This is a genomic window from Streptococcus sp. HMSC076C09, assembly GCF_001837905.1.
GTDB classification, from domain to species: Bacteria; Bacillota; Bacilli; order Lactobacillales; family Streptococcaceae; genus Streptococcus; species Streptococcus parasanguinis_I.
The window spans coordinates 41,242-63,404 of the sequence record NZ_KV834636.1 but is presented as its reverse complement, the minus strand read 5'-3'; the positions used below and the strand labels follow the sequence as shown (position 1 = coordinate 63,404).

Annotated in this window: 22 protein-coding genes, 2 tRNA genes and 1 pseudogene; 23 read left to right on the top strand and 2 right to left on the bottom strand. The window is 44.3% G+C overall.

Going from position 1 to position 22,163, the window contains the following annotated elements; all coding sequences use genetic code 11:
* The first annotated feature begins 181 nt into the window (after positions 1–181).
* From HMPREF2704_RS03830 to rsmA, 20 genes and pseudogenes are all read left to right on the top strand, one after another.
* Entirely contained in the window at positions 182–1,186 is a 1,005-nt protein-coding gene (locus HMPREF2704_RS03830) for a sugar transferase (RefSeq protein WP_070676006.1), read from the top strand.
* Positions 1,187–1,409: 223 nt separating this feature from the next.
* Entirely contained in the window at positions 1,410–2,627 is a 1,218-nt protein-coding gene (gene secY2, locus HMPREF2704_RS03825; RefSeq protein WP_042760209.1) for an accessory Sec system protein translocase subunit SecY2, read from the top strand.
* 8 nt (positions 2,628–2,635) lie between these two features.
* Positions 2,636–4,225 (top strand): accessory Sec system protein Asp1, encoded by a 1,590-nt coding sequence (gene asp1, locus HMPREF2704_RS03820; protein ID WP_024056285.1) that lies wholly within the window; start codon positions 2,636–2,638, stop codon positions 4,223–4,225.
* Positions 4,218–5,762: an accessory Sec system protein Asp2 gene (gene asp2, locus HMPREF2704_RS03815; RefSeq protein ID WP_024056284.1), complete on the top strand. Its 1,545-nt coding sequence runs from the start codon at positions 4,218–4,220 to the stop codon at positions 5,760–5,762. Before asp1 ends, asp2 begins: the two co-directional genes overlap by 8 nt.
* The gene (gene asp3 / locus HMPREF2704_RS03810; RefSeq protein WP_024056283.1) at positions 5,759–6,229 is read left to right on the top strand and encodes an accessory Sec system protein Asp3; all 471 of its coding nucleotides are present in this window, start codon (positions 5,759–5,761) and stop codon (positions 6,227–6,229) included. The genes asp2 and asp3 overlap by 4 nt, the downstream gene beginning before the upstream one ends.
* Before the next feature lie 25 nt (positions 6,230–6,254).
* Entirely contained in the window at positions 6,255–8,639 is a 2,385-nt protein-coding gene (secA2, locus tag HMPREF2704_RS03805) for an accessory Sec system translocase SecA2 (protein ID WP_083312264.1), read from the top strand.
* An 11-nt stretch (positions 8,640–8,650) separates the two neighbouring features.
* Complete coding sequence (gene gtfA, locus HMPREF2704_RS03800; protein WP_024056280.1) at positions 8,651–10,165, top strand: accessory Sec system glycosyltransferase GtfA; 1,515 nt, start codon at positions 8,651–8,653, stop codon at positions 10,163–10,165.
* Positions 10,149–11,504 (top strand): accessory Sec system glycosylation chaperone GtfB, encoded by a 1,356-nt coding sequence (gtfB, locus tag HMPREF2704_RS03795; protein WP_070845728.1) that lies wholly within the window; start codon positions 10,149–10,151, stop codon positions 11,502–11,504. The genes gtfA and gtfB overlap by 17 nt, the downstream gene beginning before the upstream one ends.
* Positions 11,497–11,688, top strand: a complete 192-nt coding sequence (asp4, locus tag HMPREF2704_RS03790) for an accessory Sec system protein Asp4 (protein WP_003003066.1) — start codon at positions 11,497–11,499, stop codon at positions 11,686–11,688. The genes gtfB and asp4 overlap by 8 nt, the downstream gene beginning before the upstream one ends.
* Position 11,689: 1 nt before the next feature.
* Positions 11,690–11,914 (top strand): accessory Sec system protein Asp5, encoded by a 225-nt coding sequence (locus HMPREF2704_RS03785; protein WP_003003038.1) that lies wholly within the window; start codon positions 11,690–11,692, stop codon positions 11,912–11,914.
* Positions 11,915–12,291: 377 nt separating this feature from the next.
* A complete protein-coding gene (locus HMPREF2704_RS03780; RefSeq protein WP_070845727.1) occupies positions 12,292–13,185 on the top strand; it encodes a TDT family transporter in 894 nt (297 codons plus the stop codon).
* A gap of 85 nt (positions 13,186–13,270) precedes the next feature.
* Positions 13,271–13,948: a CPBP family intramembrane glutamic endopeptidase gene (locus HMPREF2704_RS03775; RefSeq protein WP_070676011.1), complete on the top strand. Its 678-nt coding sequence runs from the start codon at positions 13,271–13,273 to the stop codon at positions 13,946–13,948.
* Between the two features lie 78 nt (positions 13,949–14,026).
* Entirely contained in the window at positions 14,027–14,368 is a 342-nt protein-coding gene (gene rnpA, locus HMPREF2704_RS03770) for a ribonuclease P protein component (protein ID WP_003002960.1), read from the top strand.
* 1 nt (position 14,369) lies between these two features.
* Positions 14,370–15,185 (top strand): YidC/Oxa1 family membrane protein insertase, encoded by an 816-nt coding sequence (locus tag HMPREF2704_RS03765; RefSeq protein WP_003015944.1) that lies wholly within the window; start codon positions 14,370–14,372, stop codon positions 15,183–15,185.
* Positions 15,186–15,200: 15 nt separating this feature from the next.
* Positions 15,201–16,148, top strand: coding sequence for an RNA-binding cell elongation regulator Jag/EloR (jag, locus tag HMPREF2704_RS03760; protein WP_070845726.1), 948 nt, complete (start codon positions 15,201–15,203; stop codon positions 16,146–16,148).
* Positions 16,149–16,223: 75 nt separating this feature from the next.
* Positions 16,224–16,854 (top strand): annotated as a pseudogene (locus HMPREF2704_RS03755) (HI_0552 family protein).
* A 147-nt stretch (positions 16,855–17,001) separates the two neighbouring features.
* Complete coding sequence (rpmH, locus tag HMPREF2704_RS03750) at positions 17,002–17,136, top strand: 50S ribosomal protein L34 (RefSeq protein WP_003003086.1); 135 nt, start codon at positions 17,002–17,004, stop codon at positions 17,134–17,136.
* Positions 17,137–17,261: 125 nt separating this feature from the next.
* A complete protein-coding gene (locus HMPREF2704_RS03745; RefSeq protein ID WP_049483646.1) occupies positions 17,262–18,032 on the top strand; it encodes a TatD family hydrolase in 771 nt (256 codons plus the stop codon).
* Positions 18,004–18,588: a ribonuclease M5 gene (rnmV, locus tag HMPREF2704_RS03740; protein ID WP_176745632.1), complete on the top strand. Its 585-nt coding sequence runs from the start codon at positions 18,004–18,006 to the stop codon at positions 18,586–18,588. The genes HMPREF2704_RS03745 and rnmV overlap by 29 nt, the downstream gene beginning before the upstream one ends.
* A 52-nt stretch (positions 18,589–18,640) precedes the next feature.
* Complete coding sequence (gene rsmA / locus HMPREF2704_RS03735; RefSeq protein WP_023919235.1) at positions 18,641–19,516, top strand: 16S rRNA (adenine(1518)-N(6)/adenine(1519)-N(6))-dimethyltransferase RsmA; 876 nt, start codon at positions 18,641–18,643, stop codon at positions 19,514–19,516.
* A 44-nt stretch (positions 19,517–19,560) separates the two neighbouring features.
* Here rsmA and HMPREF2704_RS03730 read toward each other — a convergent pair.
* A tRNA-Ser gene (locus HMPREF2704_RS03730) sits at positions 19,561–19,650 on the bottom strand.
* Positions 19,651–19,654: 4 nt separating this feature from the next.
* Positions 19,655–19,737, bottom strand: a tRNA-Leu gene (locus HMPREF2704_RS03725).
* Positions 19,738–19,985: 248 nt separating this feature from the next.
* Between HMPREF2704_RS03725 and rsgA the strand changes: the two genes are divergently transcribed.
* Genes rsgA through HMPREF2704_RS03710 form a run of 3 tightly spaced genes read left to right on the top strand, consistent with a single transcriptional unit; the run spans position 19,986 to position 22,163 of the window.
* Positions 19,986–20,864 (top strand): ribosome small subunit-dependent GTPase A, encoded by an 879-nt coding sequence (gene rsgA / locus HMPREF2704_RS03720; RefSeq protein ID WP_070676015.1) that lies wholly within the window; start codon positions 19,986–19,988, stop codon positions 20,862–20,864.
* Between the two features lie 14 nt (positions 20,865–20,878).
* Positions 20,879–21,538: a ribulose-phosphate 3-epimerase gene (gene rpe, locus HMPREF2704_RS03715; RefSeq protein WP_070466649.1), complete on the top strand. Its 660-nt coding sequence runs from the start codon at positions 20,879–20,881 to the stop codon at positions 21,536–21,538.
* The gene (locus HMPREF2704_RS03710) at positions 21,531–22,163 is read left to right on the top strand and encodes a thiamine diphosphokinase (RefSeq protein WP_049506567.1); all 633 of its coding nucleotides are present in this window, start codon (positions 21,531–21,533) and stop codon (positions 22,161–22,163) included. The genes rpe and HMPREF2704_RS03710 overlap by 8 nt, the downstream gene beginning before the upstream one ends.

The following is a 22,163-nucleotide window of genomic DNA, read 5'->3' as shown; positions in this document are numbered from 1 at the left end:
CCTTAAAAGACCGGAATGAACTGGTCTTTTATTGATCTAGAATGTCTAAGAAGTTGGGAAATATGTTATAATGGACAAGGAAGTTTTGAGTAAAGTGATATAGAGAAGGATACCTGTGAGAAATGTATCTGTCTATATGCAATTACAATATAGGATCAATAATAAGAGTTTGAGGGAAAAAATGAAAATCCATTTCACAAATTTATTTGGGCAATCTTCGCAAAGTGTTGCCTTAATGGCGCAAAATGATATTATGAATGTGGTTCGTGAACTCGGGGTTAATGAACTTGGGATCTACTTTTATGATCAAACTAATGAACCGGCTGGTGAGTTGAATTCACGGATGGACGGTATTTTAGCTGGTGTAGCTTTTGGAGATATCGTCTTCGTTCAATCACCCTCTTGGAACGGAATTGAGTGGGATAATCGTTTAGTGGATAAGTTAAAACTCCTTCAAACCAAACTGGTCATGTTCATCCATGATGTCCCGCCACTCATGTTTGAAAGTAATTATTATCTCATGCCTGCTTATATTGAGATGTATAATAAGAGCGACCTTGTTGTAGTCCCCTCAGAACAGATGTACCATCGTCTAGTATCAGAAGGGCTTACAGTAAAAAAATATGTGGTCCAAAAGTTGTGGGATTTGACCCACAGTTTGGATCTCTATACTCCGCAATTTGAGAAAAAACTGATCTTCTCAGGAAATCCGTCACGTTTCCCACATATCATCGATTGGAAATATGATACCCCCCTTCATGTCTATACCGAACCAGTTGAAGGAGTCGATTATTCTAAGGTCCATATTGAAGGCTGGCGGACCAAGCAAGAGTTGCTTCTCGAACTTTCCAAGGGAGGTTTTGGACTTGTCTGGGGAAATTCAGAGAATCCTGAGGATGAGCGGGATTACTACAAAGAAAATATTTCCTACAAACTATCAACCTATCTTTCTGCTGGTCTTCCAGTAGTGGTACCAGATTATTTGTCAAATGCAGACTATATTCGAGAAAAAGGGCTCGGATTTGTAGCCTCCAGTCTCGAAGAAGCCAATCGTTTGGTTCAAGACTGCACAGAAGAAGAGTATGCCCAAATGGTTCAAAAGGCTCAACATACTTCTTATTTGATTCGCAATGGCTATTTTACAAAGAAATTATTTGTTGATAGTGTCATGGCTTTAGGAAAATAAATAGAATAAAATAGGATTCTTCAGACATAAATCTGAAGAATTTTTTATTGAATACGGTACCAAGGCTATAATTTTTTACAATATTAAGGATTAGTGACAAATAAGTGTAGAAAATAAGCAAATTATGGTAAAATAAGTTGAGATAAAATGCTCTAAAGGCACATATTTAAAGGCTGTTTTCCAAGTGGAAGAGTCAAAATGAGTAAGAGAAAGTTTAAAAGAAATGTTAAAACGATCTGAAGTAGGAAAGAGATTTTGTTGGACGATATTTTTCGTCTTTATTTATGTTTTGGGAAGTAAAATTTCCCTGCCTTTTGTTGACTTATCAAAGGCCTTGAGACTCAATGAGGGAACGACAACGGGCTTGCAGCTCTCAAGCGCTGTGATGGGGGGAAACCTCCGCGGGATGTCGATCTTTTCGATCGGTCTATCCCCATGGATGTCTTCCATGATTTTGTGGCGGATGTTTACCGTTTCAAAACGCTTTAACCTCGAAAAAACCAGCACGGAGATTGTGGAACGGCGAAAGATGTACGTAACCTTGGTGCTCGCCATCGTCCAGTCTTTGGCAGTGGCCATGTATCTCCCTTTGAAGACAGGGTTGAACTCTGGACTTGTCATTGCGGTCAATACCATGATTATGGTAGCTGGAGCCTTCTTTTTAGTTTGGCTCTCCGATCTAAATGCCGCTTTGGGGCTTGGAAGCTCTGTGGTCATCATGATGGCTGGGATGGTTATGTACCTGCCAGAAGACGTGATGCAGACCCTTTCAAATGTCAATAATATACCAGAAATCGCTTATGTTCTGGGCGTGATTTTCATCTTGATTTTTGTCTATGTGGCAGTCTTAGTGGAATATTCCAAGTACCAGATTCCTGTCAATAAATTAGGGATCCACAACAACTTGAAAAGTTATACTTTTTTGGATATCAAGATCAACCCAGCAGGAGGGATGCCCTTTATGTACGCCATGACCTTGGTGTCCATTCCTCAGTATGCCATGCTCTTGATCTTGTCTATGGATTCCAATGCCAAGTGGGCTGCTCATTTAGCCAAACACTTGGTGATGGGAGATCCGATTTGGATCCTTCTTTACATTCTGATGATCGCCCTTCTCTCTTTTGCTTTCGCCTTTGTCAATGTGAACGGAGAAGAAATTGCAGATAAGATGATGAAGGCTTCTGAGTATATCGATCATGTCTATCCTGGAGCAGATACACGTCGCTATATCAATAAAATTGTGCTACGCTTGACTGTTTTTGGGACCTTGTATCTGATCCTCTTCACAGCGCTTCCTTTTTCTCTCTTGTTATGGGATAAGGATCTCTTGCGCTTGACCATGATTCCAGGAACCTTTCTCATGTTTGTCGGGATGATTTACAATATCCGAGAAGAAATTCGTGCCCTTCGAGTGAATCAACGTTATACAAGAATATTCTAGGAGTAACCATGTATTATTTTGTACCAGCTTGGTATGGAACGGACCGCATCTGGCAGCAAACAGCTACCCCTTGGTACTGGATGCGAGAGTCCATTGAATTTGACGATACCATTAATCAAGTTCGTATTTTTCAAGAAGCAGAAATGGATCGGATCTTATTGTTGCCTCAATATAGTCCACAACTGCGCTATTTTTTACACCGCCAAGATTTGTTAGAGACAGATGTTCTTTCGATTTTTGATAAAATCCAACAGGTTCCGTCTGATTTGACTATGCGCCCAGTCCAGCTTCAGGACATCGAATGGCCAAGTGAGACCACTTTTTCCTACACTCCCTTTTTGGTAATGGCATTTCGAAAGGGCCACCACCTAGCGAAAATTGATATGGGAGTGGATGGAAATATCCTTACCCTAACCCGTTATAAAGAGGATGAAATCCTATATGTCGAATATTTAGATGACCGTGGGTTTATTTCTAGTAGGGTATACTATAAAGATGGCAAACCTTATTTCCAAGAGTATCTGAGTTTTGATGGACAATGGGTTTTGAGAGAGATGTTGATCGAAGAGAACCGCTCCGTCATGGTCAATGAAGCTTTCTTTCATGCCTTCAAAAAAGAAAGCTACTCTGATATAGGAGAAGTTGTAGCTGAAAAAATGAAGGAACATTTACTGACTCTGGTTCCAGGACGAGATCAGTTGGTTCTGGCAGCTCATCCAGCAAATTTGGCTTTTTTACAAGATACAGCAAGTAGCGTCAAGAAAGTCTTGTCTTTCTATGGGGATCGTCAGCCCTTGTCTGCTGAAAATTTTGCCCTCTATTTTGATATGATTGATGCCCAGCTCTTGATTACAGATAGTGAAAAAACCAAAGAAGCGATTGGAGTCTTTTCTCCTAGTTTGGCTCAAAAGACACACCGGATCACCTCTTTTGACTCCCGACTCCGTTTGGGTTCTAGTCAGGAGCGCAAGGAATCGAAGATTTACTTTTATGTCAATGAAGCCGAGCTCCCAAGTAAGAGCCAGCTCAAGAAGGTCTTAGAAGTGTTGTCTCACCATCCTTTATTTGAAGTTGTTTTTGCATTTTACAATGGCTCGCCGGAGCGTGTTAAGGAATTAGAAGGGCAACTCGAGGAATTGATCGCTAGCGAGCAGGACTTGCATCTGGTTCAATCACCAGCCCAAATGGAAGGGCTTGGGGAAAACCAGATTATCGATGAAGAGTCCGTACAAGACGCACCGGACTATCGCTTTGTAGTTAAGAATTTTTCAAATGAAAATGACATTATTCAAGAGTTGGAAAAAACCCGCTTGATCGTAGATTTAAGCGAGGAACCCAACCTCTATACTCAGATTGCAGGGATCTCTGCTGGGATTCCTCAGGTCAACCGCGTCCAGACAGAATATGTTGATCATTTGAAAAATGGCTATGTCTTATCAAAGGGAGACAAGGAATTAGAGAAGGCGATTACTCACTTTTTATTCGAATTGAAGCCTTGGAACGAAGCCTTGGTCTACTCGATCGAAAAAATTCAAGAATACACCGGTCAACGCTTGATCGAGAAATGGGAAGGATGGATGAAAGAACGTCATGGATAAAAAACAACAAATACCCCATATTCTCCAAATCGGCTCAAGCAGTTGGCAGGATCAGGTGGAGCTTCCTGATGGACTAGGCTGGCACTTTTTTCAAGCTGCCGCTCTTCCATCGCTCAAAGAGTATATGGAAGAAGAGGAAATCTCCAAATTCAAAGCCTTGATTCTAGAAAAGCCAGAAGATTTATTAGCTTTAGGCGAAGACCTGGCTTATTTTCAACCTTATACCGTTTTTTATGATCAAAGCCATGAACTAGAGGCGCCTTCTGACGAATTGGCCCACCTCTTAAGACTCAAGCAAGCAAGACCCTGGGATTTCTCAAACAAGCATCAATTTCTCTATGTCTTAGAGCGCTTTTTATACGACAATCAATATGGAGATGCCTTTACGGTTCGTGACCTGCGAGTGAGACCTGATTTTGCTGGCCAGCAAACGGTGCTGGGGCAACATTTTCTGAAGCTAGATGGATCATACGGTGAAGAGTTTACACCGATTGCTCAGTGGGTCTACAACTACGTGTATGATGCTAGCCATCCTATCAATTTTTGGTTGGAATATGAAAAAGATCCAAGCTGTCAGCTGCAATTGCGGATTCAATTTTATCGCTTTGGTGCACTGGGAGAGTGGGTCAAAGATGCAGTCTTTTCAGAAGAAGAGATGGAGCAACCGCTAGAATTGGATGGAGCAGAACCTTATTACCTAGCCTTTTCGCTGGAAGCAAAAGGAGAGGGGGCGCTTACGATCGGAGCCTTACATAAGCGCTTGTCACATGGTCCTTTAGGAGAGATGACCGTAGGAGCTAAGACGCTACGGGACCACAAACGCCAAGAAATTTTTGCTTATTTCCATCCTGGCGATATGAAGCCACCTTTAAACATTTACTTTTCTGGGTATCGCCCGGCCGAAGGTTTTGAAGGGTTTGGGATGATGCGTGCGATGGGTAGTCCCTTTATTCTCTTTTCTGACCCAAGACTGGAAGGTGGATCCTTCTATATGGGCTCAGAAGAATTGGAAAGTCAAATCACTGCCTTTATTGATCAGCACTTGGACTTGCTCGGCTTTGAGCCAAAAGATATGAATTTTTCAGGCTTGTCCATGGGGACCTTTGGTGCCCTTTACTATGGTGCTCTTTATTCTCCTCATGCGATCTTGGTCGGAAAACCCATTGTCAATCTGGGGGATGTCGCTGCCAACCTGAAATTTAAACGCCCAGATGAGTTTGGAACATCCCTAGATATGATGCAGTTGATCATTGGTCAAGTGTCGCAAGAAGGGATCGGTCAGCTGAATCAACGCTTCTGGGACCGGTTTGATCAGGCAGATTTCAAGGATACGATTTTAGCCCTTGCCTATATGAGGGATGATGACTACGATCAGCAGGCTTATCCAGATATTTTAGAGGCCTTGTATGAATTGCCGGTTCGTATTATCAGCACCAGTCGCGCTGGTCGGCACAATGACGCGAGTGCTCCAATCATTGAATGGTTTATGACCCAGTACAATGAAATCATGGAAAGGGATTTTGGAAGAAACCAATGATAAAAATAAAAGAAAATGAAAGCAGACGAATCTACTGGGGCGATACTGTTCTAGCAGATTATCTTTGGGGGTCGACCATTCAGGTAACTGCTCAAGGAAGCGTTCAGTTTCAGAACCCCCTCATGCCATCTGGTCAAGTGCTGAAAACTTGGCATTCGCAGACAAATTTTGGTGCAACTCGTCAAATTCCTAGTCTGCCCCTGCTCAAAAGAGAACAAGATTATGAATTGGTTATCACGATGGAAGCGACTCCTGCTCATACCGTTATGGTAGAAATTGTCTTCAAAGATCGCTTTGGAGAGGTCGTTGGCCGTCGAGTAACCGCAGAAGGTCGCTTGCCGTTTACCTACCCAGATCAAGCATACGCATATGAAGTACGCTTGCTCAGTGCAGGTTTGCAAGAGTTTACCTTCCACTATTTCACGATTCAACCAATATCGTCTGAGGGAGCAGAAGTTCTCGAATAGACGAACATCACTGCAAAAAAAGAGGATTACATTGGATTACGTTAAATTAAGAAACATCAAAAAAATCTTAAAAGAAGTCAATAGCTGGAAGGATGACATGGCCCGCTTGACGGATCGACAACTACAGGAGAAGACTGTGGAATTTCGGGAACGACTAGCAGAGGGCGAGACCTTGGATGATCTCTTGCCGGAAGCATTTGCGGTTGCGCGGGAAGCTGATAAACGGGTCTTGGGCATGTTTCCTTATGACGTGCAAGTCATGGGAGGAATTGTCCTCCACCAAGGCAATGTCGCTGAAATGAATACCGGTGAAGGAAAGACCTTGACGGCAACTATGCCGGTTTATCTCAATGCCTTAGAGGGCAAAGGGGTCATGGTTATTACGACCAATATCTATCTGGCAACTCGGGATGCAGAAGAGATGGGACAGGTCTACCGCTTTTTAGGCTTGACTGTTGGAGTTCCCTTGAAACAATCAGAAGACGAAGAATTAGATCCAGAAGCCAAACGGGAGATTTACCGGTCAGATGTCATTTATACGACTAATACTAGTCTGGGCTTTGACTATTTAACAGAGAACTTGACGGCTTCTGCAGATGGCCAATTTTTGGCAGACTTCAATTACGCCATTGTTGATGAGATTGATTCGGTGCTCCTTGATAGTGCTCAGACTCCCTTGATTATTTCTGGTTCTCCTCGGGTTCAATCCAACCTATATGGGATTATTGATACCCTGATCCAAACCTTCAAAGAAGGGGAAGACTTCAAGTTTGATGAAGAAAAGAAACGAGTTTGGTTGACTCGAAAAGGAGCTCATGCAGCAGAAGCCTTTCTAGCCATTCCCAACCTCTATGATCCCCAATACCGTGACTTGGTACGCCATATCAGCTTAGCCCTGCAGGCCAATAAAAACTTTATTAAGGATAAGGATTATGTCATCCATCCCAATGTCGAAGGGCAACCGGAGATTGTCTTACTAGACCAGGCGACGGGGCGCTTGATGGAAATGACCCGTTTGCAAGGAGGACTCCACCAGGCGATTGAAGCCAAAGAGGGTCTCAAGCTCACCCAAGAAACACGGGCCATGGCTTCTATTACTTACCAAAACCTCTTTAAGATGTTTCGGAAGTTGGGAGGCATGACCGGGACTGGGAAGGTCGCTGAGGCAGAGTTTCTTGATACCTATGCCATGTCAGTGATCAAGATCCCAACCAATCGCAAGAAGATCCGCAAAGATTTGCCGGATGAAATCTATCAGACCTTGCCAGAGAAAATCGTGGCTTCCTTGGATTATGTGAAGAAGGTCCACGAAAAGGGCAATCCGATTCTGGTCTTTGCCGGATCGGTTGAAATGTCGATTCTTTATTCGAATCTTCTTTTGCGCGAAGGGATTCCACACAATCTTCTCAATGCCAACAATGCTCCTCGAGAGGCCCAGATCATTAAGGAATCAGGTCGAAAAGGTGCTGTGACCGTTGCGACCTCAATGGCCGGTCGGGGAACCGATATCAAGTTGGGACCAGGAGTTGCTGAGTTAGGTGGCTTGGTGGTTGTCGGGACTGAGCGGATGATGAACCAGCGGATTGACCTTCAAATTCGGGGGCGTTCAGGTCGCCAAGGAGATCCCGGTTTGACCAAGTTCTTCGTCTCTTTGGAAGACGATTTGATGAAAAACTGGGGGCCAGACTGGATCCAGGATACCTATCAAGACTATGATGTGGATGAGCGGATTGGTTCTGCTAAAGCTCTGACCAAGCGCAAGTATAGAAACTTGGTGGAACGGGCTCAAAATGCTAGTGAAAGTTCTGGTCAGGCCAGTCGTCGGATGACGTTAGAATTTGCGGAAAGCATGAACATTCAGCGTGCCATCGTCTACGAAGAGCGCGACCGCTTGATCAAACAAGAAGGTCGCTTGGACAACATCGTTGAAAAAGTGCTTCGTTCCGTCTTTTCAAGCATAGTCCATAAAAAAGAGTACAAGGAACCGGTAGCTTTTTATCGCTATATGTTAGACAATGTTAGCTACCAAGTGGATCCGGATAAGGCCCACCAAACTTTCCGTAGCAAGAAAACCAAAGAAAATTTCTTATGGGAGATTGCTAAAAGCGAGTTGGAAGCTAAGTATGAGATCTTAGGCACCGATGAGGTGATCGCCCAATTCCAGCGCATGGCCATTCTAAAAGCTATCGACGAGAACTGGGTCGAGCAGGTAGACTATCTGCAACAATTGCGCATGGCGCTCTCTGGTCAGTACACCAGTCAGAAAAACCCTTTGGTAGAATTTTTCCAAGAAGCCTACCAATCCTTTGAACGAATGAAAGAGGCGGCCAAAGAACAAATGGTCCGCAATCTCTTACTGAGTCGAGTAGAAATCAATAAAAAAGGGGAAATTGTCTTGCATTTCCCATAAAAGAGGACATTATGACAGTATACAATATCAACCTTGGAATCGGTTGGGCTAGCAGTGGTGTTGAGTATGCCCAGGCCTACCGTGCCCAGTTGTTACGCAATATCCATCAACCAGCCAAGTTTGTCTTTATGGATATGATCCTAGCCGATAACATCCAGCATTTAACAGAAAATATCGGTTTTAAAAATGATGAAATTATCTGGCTCTATAGCCATTTTACAGATATAAAAATTGCACCAACAACCTATACCATTGATCAGGTCTTAGCAGGATTTGCCGGAAAACCGACTCGAGAAGAAGTCGATGGTAAGATCAAGCGCTTCTTTTATGAGGACCAGGACAACTTTTTGACCTGCTACCTGCGCGAAGAAAACAGTCCCTATGTCGAACGCTGCGAGTACGTGTCTAGAGGGATTTTAGTGAGAAAGGATTACTTCTCCTATACCCGCTATTGTACCGAGTACTTCATTCCCAAAAACAATCAAGCCAACTTGATTGAGCGCCGCTTTTACAATGAAGACGGGACAGTTGCCTACAGCATGCAGATGGCGGATGGTCGCGAAATTTATCGTTTCCCAGATCGCTACCTGGTTGGTCGCCAAGAATTGATCCGCTACTTCATGCAGACCCTTCAATTGACCAAACAAGATCTGGTGATTTTGGATCGGGAAACCAATATTGGTCAGCCTATCTTTGAAGAAGCGCAAAAAGCCCGCCTGGGGGTGGTCGTTCATGCCGAGCACTTCAGCGCCAATAATGTCGATGATCAGTATATCCTGTGGAATAACTACTACGAGTACCAATTTACCAATGCAGACAAGGTGGACTTCTTTATTGTCGCGACTGACCGCCAAAAAGAAATCTTGGCCGAGCAGTTTGCTAAATACACCAACCATCAGCCGGCTATCTATACCATTCCAGTTGGGAGTCTTGCAAGCCTGCCACAAAATGAAAATCGCACTCCATTTTCTATGATTACTGCCTCTCGTTTGGCGACAGAAAAGCATATTGACTGGTTGGTGCGAGCAGTGGTTCGCGCCAAAAGAGAATTGCCAGAACTGTCTTTTGACATCTATGGAAAAGGTGGAGAAGAAGGCAAGTTGCGTTCTCTAATTGATGAATTGGGGGCGGCAGACTATATCCATCTCAAAGGGCATGCCAATCTAGAGGAAATTTATAAGAATTATGAGGTTTACCTGTCAGCATCGACCAGTGAAGGCTTTGGGTTGACCTTGATGGAGGCGATTGGTTCTGGACTTCCGATTATCGGTTTTGATGTTCCTTATGGCAATCAGACCTTTGTCACAGAAGGTAAAAATGGCTATCTCATTCCACCATCAGCAGATCAAGTGGTCGACCAGATCGCTGCTGCCTTTGCAGATAAAATCATCCAGCTTTACAAAAAAGATGATCTAGCCAGCATGCGTCAAGCATCTTATGCGCGTGCAGAAGACTTTTTGACCAGCCGAGTAGAAGAAGCTTGGGCACAATTGATAGAAGAGGTGACACATGCTGAACATATTTGATAGTTATTCTCGTGAGAGCCAGGATTTGCTCCACTCTATGAAAGAGTCTGGCTTTGACCATCCGACCGTTGTTTTGGAGCCAAACGGTTTCTTACCAGACGGTGTTGAGTCTCCCTTTATCTATTTCTTAGGACAAGCAAAAGGGGAGAAGCGCGGACGCTACTTTAATGAAGTTCCAGTGCCTGATTTCTGGGAAGTTTCTGGGGATAACAGTTCGGGGAGAGTGACCTACTATGGTCAAGAAAAGGCTCGAATTGTTTACCATGCTGCTTCCTATAAACGCATCGTTGAGCGCTTAGAGTGGTTGGACGATAAGGGACAAGTGTTCATGATTGAGCGCTTCGACCAATACGGTCGCAAAATTGCCGTAACGACTTGTGGCGATCAGGGCCAACATTTGGTGACCACTTATTTTGAAGGGGATATCGAGCGCTTGACAGAGAATCACCAAACAGGGGATTTGATTTTGACCTTGGACCATCAACCCATGCGGATTTTCAAGAATCGCTTAGATTACTTTGTCTTTTATCTAGAGTATCGTGGTTTTGATTTGGATGGTTTGGTCTACAATACGCTGGCTACCTCCTTTAGCATTAGTCTCCAGTTGGGTAATAAAGGCATCAAAGGACGCGATGTCTTGGTGTGGCAAGAGCCTCTTCACGACAGCCTTCCGGGCAATATGCAGTTGATTCTAAAGAGCCCAGAAATCCGGACCAAGAAGATCTTGATTCCGCAAAACGCGACCTATCATCGTGCTTTGCAGTTGACCTCGCAAGATCAGCATAGCTATTTTGGTCCCCTTGGCTACCTGTATGATTTCAAGGTGAAAGACGATATCCGTAAAGACGCCTTTGTCTTGACCAATTCGGATCAGATCGAAGCCTTGACCTACCTAGTAGAGAACTTGCCAAATGTGACCTTCCGTGTAGCAGCTTTGACGGAGATGTCTGCGAGCCTCTTGTCTATGGTCCGCTACCCAAATGTGGTCTTGTACCAAAATATCAGTCAAGAGCGGATCAAAGAGTTGCTTAAGGTCTCTAGTATTTATCTGGATATCAACCACTATGCAGAGGTACAAGGCATTGTTCGCAAGGCCTTCGAACACCAGCAAGTCATCCTTGCCTTTAGCCATACCCTGCATGACCGCCACTTCCTCGCACAAGCCAATATCTTTGATCAAGGAAAAGAAGCAGATATGGTGTCCCGTATCCAGGAAATCTACCAATCTGTGGATAACTACAGAGAAGCCGTTGCGCAACAAATTGCCCAATCAAGTAGCGTTGAGCCAGCTGTTTTCAAAGCTCGCTTGCAAGAAGGGATAGGTGGATACAGTGAGTGATCGTAAGAAAGATTTATTTTACAAAGAAGTAGAAGGACGGATGGAGTCTCTCAAACGCCGTCCTGCCGAAAAAGAAAAGACGACACGTTCTGAAAAGATCAATGTTACTTTTAATGTGATCATTGGTTTGGTGATTCTGCTGGGAGTTATTTTTACCCTCTTCAGAGTGTTAGGAGGATCCTAAGATGGAAATGGTATTTGCAATCGGGATCTCGATCTTATCCCTCGCTCTTGTGGTTCTGATCACCCTGCAGCCTCGCCAACAACAATCGCTCTCAACAGATGCGACCAGTAACCTAGGAAAACCAAGTTACTGGCGGTCTCACCGTGGACTCAAGCTAGCGACCCTCGTTGTTAGTATCGTCTTTCTCGTATCCTTATTTCTTTATATGATGGTCGTACAGGCCTAGTCTTTAATAGAATGGATAAAAAGAAGTTAGAATGTAGACAAACTATTTTAAATTAAAATAAGTTAAGCGATTCTGCAAAAAAACAAAAATGAGTTCCATTTTTAAAATCGATTCAAGAAAATACCGAAACTTTCCGCTGTGAGAAAAGTGCCTGAAACAATAACGTTTCAGGCACTCGGAATTATTGAGACCTTAGGCTCAATAATTAGTCATGGAACTTCAAAGATGTTCGCTGACGTCCGTACTCACCTAAGGAAAGTTTTTATATGACTTTATCTTCAATCTGAACGAAGTTGGTATTCTCCAACTTCGTTTTTTGATGATGTTGCCTTTGTTTTTATGGTATACTGAAAGCGATAAAATGATTGGAGCTTCCGATGAAAAAGATCCCCTTAGTATTTTCAGGCTGTCTGTTAGGACTGGTTGGCGCTGGAAACCTTCTTGCAGACTCGCTACCCTTCCTTGCTCACGCCTTTAGTCTGACAGGTTTGTTCTTCTGGTTTTTCTTTGTCGTTTATCATGCAATTCGCTGGCAAGAAACCAAGATAGAACTCCAACAACCAGCCCTTTTATCTGGGATGGCAACTTTTCCCATGGCAGGGATGATTCTATCCACCTATCTTTTGCGCCTCTTTCCCGCCTTTGGAGGTCTATCACAGTTGGTCTGGTGGTCTGCCTTTCTCTTAGATCTGGGCTTGATTCTCTATTTTACCAAGACCCATGTCCTAGCGCGACCAAGAGCCAATGCCACTCCCAGTTGGACCGTTCTCTATGTGGGCATTGCAGTAGCGGCCTTGACTTATCCAGTTGTGGGAATAAGAGAGATTGCTTATCTCGCTTTAGTGATTGGTTTTGGTTTGACCTTTCTTCTTTATCCCCTTATCTATCATGATTTGAAGCAGTCCCCCTTACCCAGTCATCTGTTGGGCCAAGAAGGCATCTATTGTGCTCCCTTTTCTCTTCTTTTAGCAGCCCTGGTTCGTGTGGGTGGAGCGAGCTTGCCCACCTGGTTCTTACTGATCATGGTGGTGGCCTCGCAAGGTTTTTATTTCTTTGTGTTGATGCGCCTACCGAAAATGATCAAAGAAGGTTTTCAACCTGCTTTTTCAGCCCTGACCTTTCCAACAGTCATCACAGCGACCTCTTTGAAAATGGCCCAAGGCTTGTTGCAACTACCTTTCTTGACAGTTCTTGTATGGCTGGAAACTCTTCTTTGTCTCTTGATTTTAGTCGCTGTCTTAGGTGGTTATGTGGCCTATCTCAGAGAGTAGGAAGGCATCCTTTTTCATTGAAACCTTGTCACGATTATGGTAAGATGCACTATACGATTTGTCATACTTTATAGGAAAGGTATCTATGAAATTCATCAAAGGAAAGCTCTCACTGCTGTATCCCCTCTTTCTGCTCTTGTTTTATTTTTATGTTCGGCCCCAATTTCGCCCCTTGGCCCAGTATGTCTCCAATAGTGTAGCAAGTGCCAATAGCTATTATTGGACCTTATTTGGCCTAGAAGGCCTCTATGCAGTCTTTACAGGATTTTTGGTCTATCGTTTTTCTAAAAAAGCGCAGTTTAAGCTGGGGAAGAACCCTCTTCAAGCTCTGATAGAAGCCGTTTTTGCGGCCTGTTTGGTTTACTGGTTGGACTACTTCATCAGTGGTTTTGTTCAAGGACGGGCAGCCGTTTTGAGTCTCTTTCCACGGGAAATTAGCCCAACAGGTGTGCTTATCCTAGTGATTGCAATGGTTATCATCCGGCCGGTGACAGAGGAGCTGATCTTTCGTGGAGCCTTGGTGAATGCCTACTTCAAAGGCTGGAAACTCTATGCTGAGATTTGGCTTCCAGCCCTCATCTACAGTGGCTTACATTTTCTCCACAATCCCTTTTCATTAGGAGCTTCTATCATCTATCTCCTGCCGAGTGTGATTTTTGGGACCCTGTATTATCGGAGCAAGACGCTCCTTTCTCCTATTTTGGCTCATATCTTGCTCAATCTCTACTACACCTTGCCTTTACTTTTATCTGTATTCAAGTAGCAACCGATTTCCTGAGTGAGATTGGTTTTTTTTGAAAATATGGTATAATAGAATAAATTTAATAGAGGGAGTTGAGGTTTGAAAAAAAGCTACCGCGTCAAACGTGACAAAGATTTTAATGCTATTTTTAAAAGTGGTCAAAATGTTGCCAATCGGAAATTCGTTGTTTACCGCTTGCGCAAAGACCAACCACATTTTCGAGTCGGCCTGTCTGTTAGTAAGAAGCTGGGAAATGCTGTGACTAGAAATCGCATCAAACGTTTGATTCGCCATGTTTTGATCAAACACCAAGCCTTCCTTACGACCGATGATTTTGTCGTCATTGCTCGTAAAGGAGTGGAGGAGCTCGACTTCCATCAAGTTGAGAAAAATCTTGTACATGTCTTAAAATTAGCGCATGTCTACCAAGAAAGGGAATAATGTGAAAAAGAAACTGAAGTTAACTGGATTATTAGGAGCAGCCTTATTGGTCTTGACAGCTTGTGGGACCTCTCAAGTGACAGCTCAGTCGACAGGTGGTTGGGAACGCTTCGTCTACTTCTTTGCCGAAGCCATTCGCTTCTTGTCATTTGGCGGAAGTATCGGTGTGGGGATTATCGTCTTTACCATTGTCATCCGGACGGTCCTCTTGCCGCTTTTCCAATATCAAATGAATTCAACCCGCAAGATGCAGGAAATTCAACCCCTACTCAAGGAATTGCAAGCCAAGTATCCTGGAAAGGATCTAGATAGTCGGACCAAGCTTTCTGAAGAGATGCGGGCCCTTTACAAGGAAAAAGGCGTCAAAACATCTTCAGCCTTTCTTCCTCTCTTGATTCAGATGCCGGTTTTGATGGCCTTATTCCAAGCGCTGAGCCGTGTCGAATTCCTTAAAGTTGGTCACTTCCTTTGGTTGGACCTTGGCGCGATCGACCCGACTTACATCTTGCCGGTTCTTGCAGCGCTCTTCACATTTTTCAGTAGTTGGTTGACCAATAAAGCCATGCCAGAGCGCAATGGGAGTGCAACAACCATGATGTATGTGATGCCTGTGATGATCTTCTTCTTTGCCTTGTTCTCAGCTAGCGGGGTCGCACTCTACTGGGTGACTTCCAATGCTTACCAAGTCGGACAGACCTATCTCTTGAACAACCCCTTCAAGATTATCGCAGAGCGTGAAGCAAAAGAGCAAGCTTCGCGAGACATGGAAAAACAAAAACGCCGTGCCCTAAACAAAGCACAGAAAAAGAAAAAATAAGAAAGAGGTGGACATATGGTCCTATATACTGGAGCAACTGTTGAAGAAGCCATTCAAAAAGGCCTGAACGATTTAGATATTCCCCGTATGAAGGCACACATTACAGTTGTAGCGCGTGAGAAGAAAGGTTTTCTTGGCTTGTTTGGGAAAAAACCAGCCCAGGTTGAGATTGAGCCGATTGCAGAAACAACGGTTGTGAAAGCCAATCAAAAAGCCGTCAAAGGTGTCCCAGATGAAATCAATGCGCAAAACGAGCCGGTTAAGACAGTGAGCGAAGCAACGATCGATCTCGGACGCGTCGTTGCAGCGATCAAAAAGGTCGAAGAAGAAGGAGAAGTTGTCTCTGAAGAAATCAAGACAGAAATCCTCAAACATGACAAAGAAGCAGATACCGTTCTTGAAGAAAAAGGGCATGAACATATCCTTGAGAAGGTTAAAGAACCAGTAGCAAAAGAATCAAATGAGTCTGATTTCTCAAACCTTGGTATCGAAGTAGAGGAAAACTACAATATCGAAGAAGTCGTCACAGATGTGACAGCCTATGTTCAAACAGTAATCGATGAAATGGATGTGGATGCGACCATCTCAAGCAGTCACAACCGCCGTACGGTCAATATGCAAATTGATACCAATGAACCGGGACGTGTCATTGGATACCACGGAAAAGTCTTGAAGGCTCTTCAACTTTTGGCGCAAAATTACCTCTATAACCGCTACTCAAAGAATTTTTACATTACCATTAATGTTAATGACTATGTAGAACACCGGGCGGAAGTTCTTCAAAGCTATGCTCAGAAGTTGGCAACGCGTGCCCTCGAAGATGGGCAAGTCCAACAGACAGATCCGATGTCAAACAGTGAACGCAAAATCATTCACCGGATTGTCTCTAAGATGGAAGGAGTCACTAGCTACTCTGAAGGGGAAGAACCAAACCGTTACGTAGTGGTAGACATCGAAGGATAATCAAGCTATTATTTCCCATAAGGGAGAGACGGGATTGAGCCGATCTCTCCTTTTTTAGGTTTAGAAAGGAAGCAGATGGCATTTGCAGCGATTCGAGAGTTTTTAAAGCTTCAAGGAATTCACTACCAGGCCCCAGCAAAGGCAGGCGTGCTAGCCTCAGAGATGGAGCAGTATCGTGCTCTAGCTCAAGCGGCTCGTAAGGAATTCACCGATTTGGTCTCAGCCTTTCAGAAGCGTCACCCCTATTTGGAGCAAGATCGGACCAGTCAATGGATGAACCAGGCCCAGGTCTTGCGACCTCATTTTTGGGCCTATCTAAAAGGAGAAGGGACGATGGCAGAACCTATGTTTGCCTTGAGGCTCTATGGAGATGCAGCTGATTTTGGAGTTTCCTTAGAGGTGAGTTTTATCGAGCGAAAAAAAAGATGAGCAGAGCCTTCAAAAACAACAAATGGTTCTCACCCTTCCCATCACTCAGCCAGTTTATTATTTCGCCCAGAAAAATGGAGAGAGTCAAAGGGTAGAAGGAACAGAAAAGAATCGTCATGATCTGTTACAAGCAGTAGCAGAAGGGGCGGTTCGTAAGGTCCTCGTCAAATACGATGTTTCTCTAGTCGTGGAAGATTCTCTTGAGGATATCCTGGATCAGTTGCAAGAGGCGCTGGTGGCTCTGGAACCCTATTACTTGGCAACCCGTCAGGTGTAGAAAGGTTTTCTCCGACCTGTATTTGCAACAATTTTGCCATAGCTATTGACAAATAGAGCTGAATCCGATAGAATAGTAAAGTATGTTTAGTAACTGATCACAACTAGCCGGCTAAACGAATACAAAATCTATGAGGAGGTATTCATCGTGAAACGTACTTATCAACCAAGTAAACTTCGTCGTGCGCGCAAACATGGTTTCCGTCACCGTATGGCAACTAAAAACGGTCGTCGCGTATTGGCAGCTCGTCGTCGTAAAGGACGCAAAGTTTTGGCTGCCTAATTCAGATAAAAAACTAAAAACCAGTAGAAACTCGAGACTACTGGTTTTTGTTTTGTCCGAAAGTGAATTTAGAGGCGCTTTCTGCTATAATAGAAAGAAGAAAAACTCGGAAGAAAAGGAAGATCATGCAGATTTTTGATACCCACACCCATCTCAATGTGGAAGAATTCGCAGGAAAAGAACAAGAAGAGCTGGACTTGGCCAAGGAAATGGGCGTTGTAGCTCATAATATTGTCGGTTTTGACAAACCAACGATTGAGCGAGCCATGGAGTTGGCAGACCAGCATCCAGAGCTCTATCTCACACTTGGTTGGCACCCCACTGAGGCGGGCGATTATAGTCCTGAAGTGGAGGCCTATTTACTTGAACAGTTGAAACATCCCAAAGTCATCGCCCTAGGAGAAATTGGTCTGGATTACCACTGGATGACAGCACCAAAAGATGTTCAAGAAAAGGTTTTTCGTCGTCAGATTCAATTGTCTAAGGACTTGGACTTGCCTTTCGTGGTGCATACGCGTGATGCTCTTGAAGATACCTATGCCATCATCAAGAGTGAAGGAGTCGGGCCTCGCGGTGGGATCATGCATTCCTTCTCAGGAAGTTTAGAAGAAGCCAAACGCTTCATGGATCTGGGAATGATGATCTCCTTTTCTGGAGTGGTGACGTTTAAGAAAGCCACAGATGTCCAAGAAGCAGCAGCTGGCCTGCCGCTCGATAAGATCTTGGTTGAAACAGATGCTCCTTACCTGGCACCAGTTCCCAAACGTGGCCGAGAAAATAAAACAGCCTACACTCGTTATGTAGTAGACTTCATTGCAGAACTACGTGGCTTAACAACAGAAGAAGTGGCTCAGACAACCTATGACAATGCAAGAAAGGTATTTGGCCTTGACTGAGAAAAGAAAAATACCGGAAGTGATTGTTGTTGAAGGCAAGGACGACACAGCCAATCTCCGTCGTTTTTATGAGGTGGATACCTATGAAACACGAGGCTCTGCGATCGATCAAGATGACTTGGAACGAATTGCTACCTTGCAAGAGTTGCGTGGGGTCATTGTTTTTACCGATCCAGACTATAATGGCGAGCGCATTCGCAAGATCATTATGCAAGAGGTGCCCCAGGCCAAACATGCCTTTTTAAATCGAGGCGAAGCAGTACCCAAGTCCAAGACCAAGGGGCGTTCCTTGGGAGTGGAGCATGCTAGCTTTGAAGACTTAGAAAAAGCCCTAGCTGGACTGGTCGGGTCTTACGAAGATGAAAATTTCTTTGATATCACAAAGACCGACTTGATGCGGCTTGGACTGTTGATGGGAAGCGATAGTCGCAAACGACGAGAATACTTAGGAGAAGCCTTGCGCATCGGCTACTGCAATGGCAAGCAATTGATCAAACGCTTGGAGTTGTTTGGAATTAGTTTAGCACAAGTCGAAGAGGCGATGGCTAGTTATTAAGACGGAAGTAGAGGGGATCCTTTACCCCTAAACTGATTAGAAAAGAGAAAAAATGAGAATTGCAGATTATAGCGTGACCAAGGCAGTGCTGGAGCGTCACGGATTTACCTTTAAAAAATCCTTCGGTCAAAACTTTTTGACCGATACCAACATCCTTCAAAAAATTGTGGATACGGCAGAGATCGATAAGCAGGTCAATGTCATCGAAATTGGTCCTGGGATTGGGGCACTTACTGAGTTCTTGGCAGAAAATGCCGCAGAAGTCATGGCCTTTGAGATCGATGACCGCTTGGTTCCTATTTTGGCGGATACCTTACGGGATTTTGATAATGTCACAGTTGTCAACCAAGACATCCTCAAGGTAGACCTCAACCAGTACATCGCAGAGTTTAAAAATCCAGACCTTCCGATCAAGGTGGTGGCTAACCTTCCGTATTACATCACAACTCCCATCCTCATGCACTTGATCGAATCCAAGATTCCTTTCCAAGAATTTGTGGTCATGATGCAAAAAGAGGTGGCAGACCGCATCTCGGCTGAGCCCAACACCAAGGCTTATGGTTCTTTATCCATTGCAGTCCAATACTATATGACTGCTAAGGTAGCCTTTATCGTGCCTCGCACCGTCTTTGTGCCAGCACCAAACGTCGACTCTGCCATTTTGAAGATGGTCCGTCGCGAAGAACCAGCAGTAGCTGTCAAGGATGAAGATTTCTTCTTCTCTGTCAGCAAGGCTAGCTTTGTCCACCGCCGCAAAACACTTTGGAACAACTTGACTAGTCGCTTTGGCAAGACCGAAGAAATCAAAGCCAAACTGGAAGCAGGAATCCAAGCTGCAGGCCTGCAACCTTCTGTACGAGGAGAAGCTCTGAGCTTAGAAGACTTCGCTCGCCTAGCAGATGGCCTTCTAGAAGTAGGAATAAAATAACAGAAAAGACATGAGCTTCGTAGCTCATGTCTTGTTTTTGTAGAAGGAAAGGACGGGATTTGAACCCGCGCGTGAATAAAAATCCACTTGCCGGATTTCGAGTCCGGTGCCGTACCGAGCTGGGCCACCTTTCCAAGATGCGGAGAAAGGGATTTGAACCCTCACGCCCGAAGGGGCACATGCGCCTGAAGCATGCGTGTCTGCCGTTCCACCACCTCCGCATAGTTCTATTATACACTTTTTAGGAAAAATGCCAAGGAAAAAAAGGAAGGTGCCCTTTCCCGAATTCTGCTAAAAGACAAGTCATAACGGATACTCCGTCTTCTGTTTCTATCCGTTTAAAAAACGAACCTATTCGTTTCTAAAAGCGTTCGGAGAGGTTCACTTTTCGTTTTTTATTATCAAGCAATCCAGCCTTATTTCTCATTTTTTGGTATAATAGATAGTATTAATCTCAAAGGAGTGCGATTTGCAAGGAACAATCGTCAAGGCCTTGGCTGGCTTCTACTACGTGGAGTCAGACGGTCACATTTACCAGACACGGGCTCGTGGAAATTTTAGAAAAAAAGGACAGACTCCTTATGTGGGGGATCAGGTGGAGTTCTCTGCTGAAGAGAATTCGGAAGGCTACATTTTGAGCATTGCGCCTCGAAAAAATAGCCTCGTGCGTCCTCCTATTGTCAATATTGATCAGGCAGTAGTGATCATGTCAGCGAAGGAGCCGGATTTCAATGCCAATCTTTTAGACCGTTTTCTGGTTCTTTTGGAGCACAAGGGGATTCATCCCATTGTCTATATTTCAAAACTGGACTTGTTAGAAGATATGGAAGACATCCAATACTACCAAGGAATCTATCAGGCTATTGGCTACGACTTTGTCTTGTCGATTGAGGAACTCTTGCCCCTTTTGACCAATCAAACCACGGTCTTTATGGGACAGACCGGTGTAGGAAAATCGACCTTGCTCAATAAAATCGCTCCGGATCTGGAGCTTGAAACGGGTGAGATTTCAGATAGTCTGGGGCGCGGTCGACACACGACCCGAGCTGTCAGCTTTTACCATTTAAATGGAGGAAAGATCGCAGATACGCCTGGCTTCTCCTCCCTCGATTATGAAGTGACGACCAGCGAAGACTTAAATCAAGCCTTCCCAGAGATCGCCGATGTGAGCCACTCTTGTAAATTTCGTACCTGTACCCACACGCATGAGCCAGCTTGTGCGGTGAAACCAGCCGTTGAAAGAGAGGAAATTGCACCTTTCCGTTATAAGGATTACTTGCAATTTCTAAGTGAGATTGAAAACCGTCGCGAAACCTATAAAAAAGTTTCGAAAAAAATGCCAAAATAGGAGACACTACAACGATGAAAACAATGAAAATTGCACCCTCAATTTTGAGTGCCGATTATGCCAATTTTGAAAGTGAATTGAAACGCTTAGAAGCAGCAGGAGCTGACTATGCCCATATCGATGTCATGGATGGCCATTTTGTGCCCAATATCAGCTTTGGAGCTGGTGTCGTAGAGAGCATGCGTCCACATAGCAAGTTGGTCTTTGATTGCCACTTGATGGTCACCAATCCTGAACACCATATCGAAGAATTTGCCCGTGCAGGTGCTGACATCATCAGCATCCATGTGGAAGCTACTCCCCATATTCACGGAGCTCTTCAAAAAATTCGTCAAGCAGGTGTGAAGGCTAGTGTCGTGATCAATCCAGGAACTCCTGTAGTCAGTATCAAACATGTCTTGAACTTGGTAGATCAAGTCTTGGTCATGACCGTTAATCCAGGATTCGGTGGCCAAGCCTTCTTGCCTGAAACCATGGACAAGGTGCGCGAATTAGCCGCGCTTCGTGAAGAAAAAGGCTTAGGCTTTGATATCGAAGTCGATGGAGGAATTGATGGCCAAACTATTTCCCAAGCAAAAGAAGCCGGGGCCAATGTCTTTGTAGCAGGCTCTTATGTCTTTAATGGAGATGTTAATGAGCGTGTTCAAACGCTCCGAGATGCTGTAAATGGGTAAGATCGCAATACTGGCAGGAGGGGACAGCACGCTTTTGCCAAGAAATCATGACGCTTATGTAGGCGTTGATGGTGGCTGTTTGAAGTTACTGGAACAAGGCCTGCCATTAGATATAGCTGTGGGGGATTTCGATTCCGTCTCTGAGACTGATTTGAATAAGATCCGTATCCAAGCCAAGCAGGTTATTCAATCCATCCCTGAAAAGAACGATACGGATTTGGAATTGGCCTTGAAAGCAGTCTTTGAAGCCTATCCAGAGGCTATTATCACCGTTTATGGTGCCTTTGGCGGTCGCTTGGATCACTTCTTGTCTAATATCTTTTTACCGACCGATCCAGACCTAGCTCCCTACATGGATCAGATCCAATTAGTCGATGGTCAAAACCGCTTAATCTACAGACCAGCTGGCTGCCATGAGATTCAGCCAGATCCAGCCATGTCCTATGTTGGTTTTATGCCTGTCGGACAAGGCCACTTAGAGATCACAGGGGCCAAGTATCCGCTCCATCAGGATAATTATTTTTTGAAGGCCATGTATGGCTCCAATGAATTTTTGGATCAACCGATTCAAGTGAGTCTTGACCGTGGCTATCTTGTCATTGTTTATAGTAAAGACAGAGGTTAA